We start from the raw sequence: 4,704 nt of genomic DNA, 5'->3' as shown, positions 1-4,704 counted from the left end.
GCCAATCCCCGCCACTGGGAGGGGCACCCGTTCCGCGATTTGCGGGCGTTCCAAGCTTTTCAGGACGAGCCCTGACGTTTTCCCAACCCCGCGGCTAGAAGCGCTCTGGCGGCCTTCTAGCCGCTTCGGGGCCATCCATCTCAACGAAGTGACATTAAGCCCATCTTGGTTTGCTGGGTGCTTCGTGGGTCATGGCGGCCTCCTGGCGAACAGCCAAAAATGCATCGCGCAAAACACAATCGGCAGCGATAAATCTGCATGGCAGCCAGTCAGTCCGGGATCCCACTTTGATGTCGCGCACGACATAATCGCGGCATATGTTTCCCTCACGGCGATCGACGGTCGCCACCCGAACAGCAGAACGAACCAGCCGGCGCCACAAGGGCGACGGTGACCAACCCGGGCCCCATGGGGCCAATCAGGAGATCCATCATGACCATCCGCAACGCCATCGCCGCCGCCGCCCTGTCCACCGTCGCGCTGCTGTCGGGCACGAGCTTCGCCGCCGACTTCGGCTCGCAGCTGAACGAGGCGCAGGTCGCCAGCCATCAGGTCGACCGGGAGACCCGCGAAGCGGTAACGCCGGCCCTGAACGCCGCCCAGTCCTTCAGCGCCTGGGGCGCTCAGGAGCAGGCGCAGGATTACCTGACCTACGCCCGCGGCAAGCTCGGCTTGTCGAGCGCGGCCGTCATCGCCACCCCGGTGGTCGCCAGCTCTCAGGGCGCGGCGGTCCAGCTCGCCGAGAACAACGGCATCGTCGGTCTGCGCGCTGAAGCGCACTGATCGCTCCGGCCTACGTCTGAAACGACCAGCAGTTCCTTCCTCACGGCCGGCATGACGCCGGCCGCCACCCCAGCCCCCGGCGCATCGCCAGGGGGCACAACCTTCAAGGAGAACCCCAATGACCATCCGCACCACGATCGCCGCCGCCGCTCTGTCCACCATTGCCCTGCTGTCGGGCACCAGCTTCGCCGCCGACTTCAGCGCTCAGCTCTCCGAGGCGCAGGTTGCAAGCCAAGTCGCCGACCGCGACACCCGCGAGGCCGCCATCCCGGCGCTGAACGCCGCCCGCTCGCTGAACGCCTGGGGCTACCAGGATCAAGCGCAGGACCAGCTCGCCTTCGCCCGCGGCAAGCTCGGCCTGTCAGCCTCCTCGGCCATCGTCGCCACGCCGGTCGTGTCGGCGCCCCAGGCTGCTCCCCAGCTCTCCGACGCGGGCATCGTCGGCCTGCGCGCCGAGGCTCACTGAGGACGGCAAGCCCCTGCGGTCTCCGGCCCGAACCGCCGGGGTCCTCCCTCCACCACGAGCAGGAGAGGTTTGATCCACCGATCCCTTCCCATGGCCCGGCTTCCACGACGCAGCCCAGGCGCACCGGCCTGAGACCCCTTTCCCTCGCGCGGGGTTGTCCCACACGGGACAGATGAGCGCGGCTGGTCTCACTCGGATCGTCACCAGCGTCATGCAAGCAACGGCCGAGAGCGCGCGGCTCGTCTCCTTGGCAGCGCGGCGCGCCACACACAGCGGCGGAGCCCTCACAGCGAGGACTCCGCCGCTTACATTTTCTGGATGGTTTGGTGTCTCCGCCATGGCCATTCCACATCCCTGCCACCCTCCTCTTCACGCCGTGCTTCGCCGGCACAGATGGAGTCCTGGCGCCCGCCCCGCCGTGAGCGCCGGCGGCATGCGGAACCGCACGCTGCCAACCGATCCGCAGGAGAGGAAACGCAGCTATAAGAATGGTACTGAACGCCTCCATCGAACTCGACGCCGCCGGCCTGCACGAGGCGACAGCATTCGAGCAGAACCTGTCCGCCTGGCTGCACCAGCAGCAGGCGGTGCGTGACGCCACGGTGAGCGGCAGCAGCGTCGGCAACACGGCACTCTGGCGGCAGTCCCGAACCGCTGCATTCGGGCCGCGGCTGCGCAGCCCGTTCGCCCGGCAACGCGCGCACGAAGCGTGACGACGGCCTCGATGAAACTGGCGGATCCGGCCGGGCCCGCCGCCTTGCTGCCGAATCCCAGTTACTGATCCAAGGTCTACGTGATGCCGTAAAAGAGGCTGCACCGCGTCTTGTCGGTGCTCGCCTCCAAAGGGCACTCGGACGGACCACAGCCCCTCGTGGTCCGTCCCTTCTTCCTGTGGACAAGCCGTAGCGTGGCATCACAGGAAAACGGTCCGGGCGCCATCAAGCGCCCCTAGGCCAGCTGACCGCCGCAGCGGCCGAGACAGCTCGATCCGCCCCACCGAAATCGCAGCTCAAAACATGTCCAGCTGGATCTGCCCGCCGCCGAGGGCATGCCGGCGGGCGGCGTCGAGAGCTGCGGCTTGCGCCCGCTCCAGGGAGCGGGTCACGCCGGAATCCACTTGGGCGCCGGCGACGGTCACGATCCAGGCCCAGGTGTCGGGGCCGCGCCACAGCACGGTCAGATCGCACCCGTGCGCCCGCGCCACGGCGTGCCGCGTGGTCCACGTTGTTGTGGTCATGCCGTTGTCTCCCGTTTCAGACCTTGAGCGCCAGGGCGGAGCTGTTGTTGGGCCGCACATGTAGGTACTTGCCCGTCGTGGCGATGGAGGCGTGGCCGAGGGTTTCCTTCACCAAGTGGATCGGCGCCTGGTTGTCGAGGGCATGGGAGGAGTGGGCGTGGCGCAACCAATGCGGCGACAGGGCCTCCGGCAGGCCGACCCTGGCCGCCGCGCGCTTGACGATGCGCCGTACGGTCGCCGGATCGAGGTGGCGTCCGCCCTTCCTGGAGCGGAACACGGGATCGTCCTCGTTGGCCGCCCCGCGCAAGGCCAGCAGCACGCGCCAGGTGCTGGCGCTCAGCAGCACGGTCCGTGCAGCGCGAATGCACCGTCTGCCGGCTGGTTATGTTCTCCGCCGCCGGCCTCCGGCTGACCCCCACCAGCGCCCGAGCTGGGGGGCCGACGCCAAGACGGAGGCCGTTGCCCTCGTGACACCCGCCCAGTCGGTCACCCCCCTGCCGACCGCCGGTCAACGCGGTGCCCGCGTTGCTCAGCCCCAGCATGCCGGACGAGGACGACGAACCGTTCTGATCCGGCACGTATATATATACACCTATGGATGTATACCTACTTGGATGCTTTTTCGCGCCGCGCTAAACTGCCCCTACCCGTAACCCAGGGGCGCACCATGCCCAGAGACATCTATGTGCTGGCCAACATCAAGGGTGGCATCGGCAAGACCACTCTCGCTATCGACTTAGCGGCGCCGCTCGACCGCGCTGGCGCCAACCCTCTCCTGCTCGGCGCTGACCCGCAGCAGAGCCTCCTGGCCTGGTACGATCCGGACGGGCCGCTCGCCCATTTGACGGTACGGCCCGCCGTCTCCGAGGCCGACTTGGTGCGCGATCTGGCCGACAATGCCGACCACAGTGCCGTGGTCATCGACACCGCCGGTTTCGGGAACCGGACGGCGATCGCCGGCTGCGGAAGACCTGGAGCTGCCCGTCGAGGAGATGGACGCGCCGGCCGCTAACGATACTCAACGCGGCATGTTCGTGCCGTTCAAGCGCTAAGTGGACGCGGTGACTCAGTTCGCACCTGGTGCATCCGCGACGGACTTCATCAAGCCCACCGATCGAGAAATAGCTCCGTTGCGAAGAAGGAACCGAGAGATCAGGGTGCCTCCATATTCTAGGAGTTTTGAATGAGTTCCTACGCCAAGTTCGAAAATATAGAGCGTGAAATATTGCGCCTTCTTGGAAGTGCAAACAAATCAATATTGATTTGTGTTGCTTGGTTGAGCCGTGATAGGTACGCTCCTACGCTTCGTGCGCTAGCGGCCAACGGCGTATCTGTAACGATCGTCTGCAACGACGATACACACAATCTTGAAACCATAAGGGATATGAAGGATTTTGCGGCCGTGTACCCTATTAAGGTACCACGTGGGTTCATGCACAACAAATTTTGCATCATAGATGACAGAATATTGATCAGTGGCAGCTATAATTGGTCATACAGCGCCCAGTACAGCTATGAAAATATCACGATATCAATAGACGAGCACAGATTGACTAAGCAATTTCTTCATGAGTTTTGGGACTTGGTAGATCACCATAAAGACTGGAGGGCTTACCTCGCTCCGTTGTGCAATCAGTGCCCACCACACTTCCGGGTGCCAATTTACGTGTTAGGTGTGATCGGGCAAGAAGAAGGAGAATACTCTGAAGCCAAGATCGGTCTATGGGAAGTGTGTAAAAGAGAAAACCACGCTCACCTCCACAGCTCGTTTTACCATCAGGATCTTTTTTCGCAACTTGGATATAAAGAGGATGCTGAGCCTGAAGATAGTGCGTGCAACGATGTGTACTCGATGCGTTGGACGTTCGAGCGTGAGCGGGAGGCAATATCCAGAAGGCAGAATTACTTTGATAAGATAAGCGACATTCGTGTAGACGCATTTGGTATGATAGGGAGCGCTTTGAGAAGTGTAGTTTCAAAATACGAGTCAAACGAAGAGATAGCGATTAACATAGACTGGCGGCGGAAAGGGTTTAGAAGAATAATTCCTGAACAGCTCTATGAGGATGGTGCCGGTATCTCGCGGATTATCCATCAACACCGACGGAGTGTGTGACACGAAAGGCTCCGCCGGCGGCAGGGCCATGCAGTTCTGAAATGAGCGTGAGCTTGGCCCTGTAAGATCCGATCGGCACAGCGGCGGGATAGCGCTGTGAAG

Annotated in this window: 7 protein-coding genes; 5 read left to right on the top strand and 2 right to left on the bottom strand. The window is 62.9% G+C overall.

Annotated features, from left to right (window positions below; translation table 11 throughout):
* The first annotated feature begins 432 nt into the window (after window positions 1-432).
* From JUB11_RS32215 to JUB11_RS32205, 3 genes are all read left to right on the top strand, one after another.
* A complete protein-coding gene (locus tag JUB11_RS32215; RefSeq protein ID WP_207462897.1) occupies window positions 433-783 on the top strand; it encodes a hypothetical protein in 351 nt (116 codons plus the stop codon).
* A gap of 118 nt (window positions 784-901) precedes the next feature.
* Window positions 902-1,249 carry a hypothetical protein gene (locus JUB11_RS32210; protein WP_207462896.1) on the top strand — a complete coding sequence of 116 codons (348 nt, stop codon included), beginning with the start codon at window positions 902-904 and terminating at the stop codon, window positions 1,247-1,249.
* 488 nt (window positions 1,250-1,737) lie between these two features.
* The gene (locus JUB11_RS32205) at window positions 1,738-1,962 is read left to right on the top strand and encodes a hypothetical protein (protein ID WP_207462895.1); all 225 of its coding nucleotides are present in this window, start codon (window positions 1,738-1,740) and stop codon (window positions 1,960-1,962) included.
* A 296-nt stretch (window positions 1,963-2,258) separates the two neighbouring features.
* Here JUB11_RS32205 and JUB11_RS32200 read toward each other — a convergent pair whose 3' ends face one another.
* On the bottom strand, window positions 2,259-2,486 hold the full coding sequence (locus tag JUB11_RS32200) for a hypothetical protein (protein ID WP_207462894.1): 228 nt from the start codon (window positions 2,484-2,486) through the stop codon (window positions 2,259-2,261).
* A gap of 16 nt (window positions 2,487-2,502) precedes the next feature.
* Window positions 2,503-2,832: a tyrosine-type recombinase/integrase gene (locus JUB11_RS32195; protein WP_348771552.1), complete on the bottom strand. Its 330-nt coding sequence runs from the start codon at window positions 2,830-2,832 to the stop codon at window positions 2,503-2,505.
* A 321-nt stretch (window positions 2,833-3,153) separates the two neighbouring features.
* Between JUB11_RS32195 and JUB11_RS32190 the strand changes: the two genes are divergently transcribed.
* Together JUB11_RS32190 and JUB11_RS32185 are read left to right on the top strand one after the other, a co-directional pair.
* Window positions 3,154-3,498, top strand: a complete 345-nt coding sequence (locus JUB11_RS32190; RefSeq protein WP_207462893.1) for a ParA family protein — start codon at window positions 3,154-3,156, stop codon at window positions 3,496-3,498.
* Between the two features lie 171 nt (window positions 3,499-3,669).
* A complete protein-coding gene (locus tag JUB11_RS32185) occupies window positions 3,670-4,602 on the top strand; it encodes a phospholipase D-like domain-containing protein (RefSeq protein ID WP_207462892.1) in 933 nt (310 codons plus the stop codon).
* Window positions 4,603-4,704: the final 102 nt, after the last annotated feature.

Origin of the sequence: Azospirillum sp. SYSU D00513, assembly GCF_017356015.1 — a bacterium.
Classification (GTDB): domain Bacteria; phylum Pseudomonadota; class Alphaproteobacteria; order Azospirillales; family Azospirillaceae; genus Azospirillum.
The sequence above is the reverse complement of the archived record's forward strand: the minus strand, read 5'-3'. Positions and strand labels throughout refer to the sequence as shown.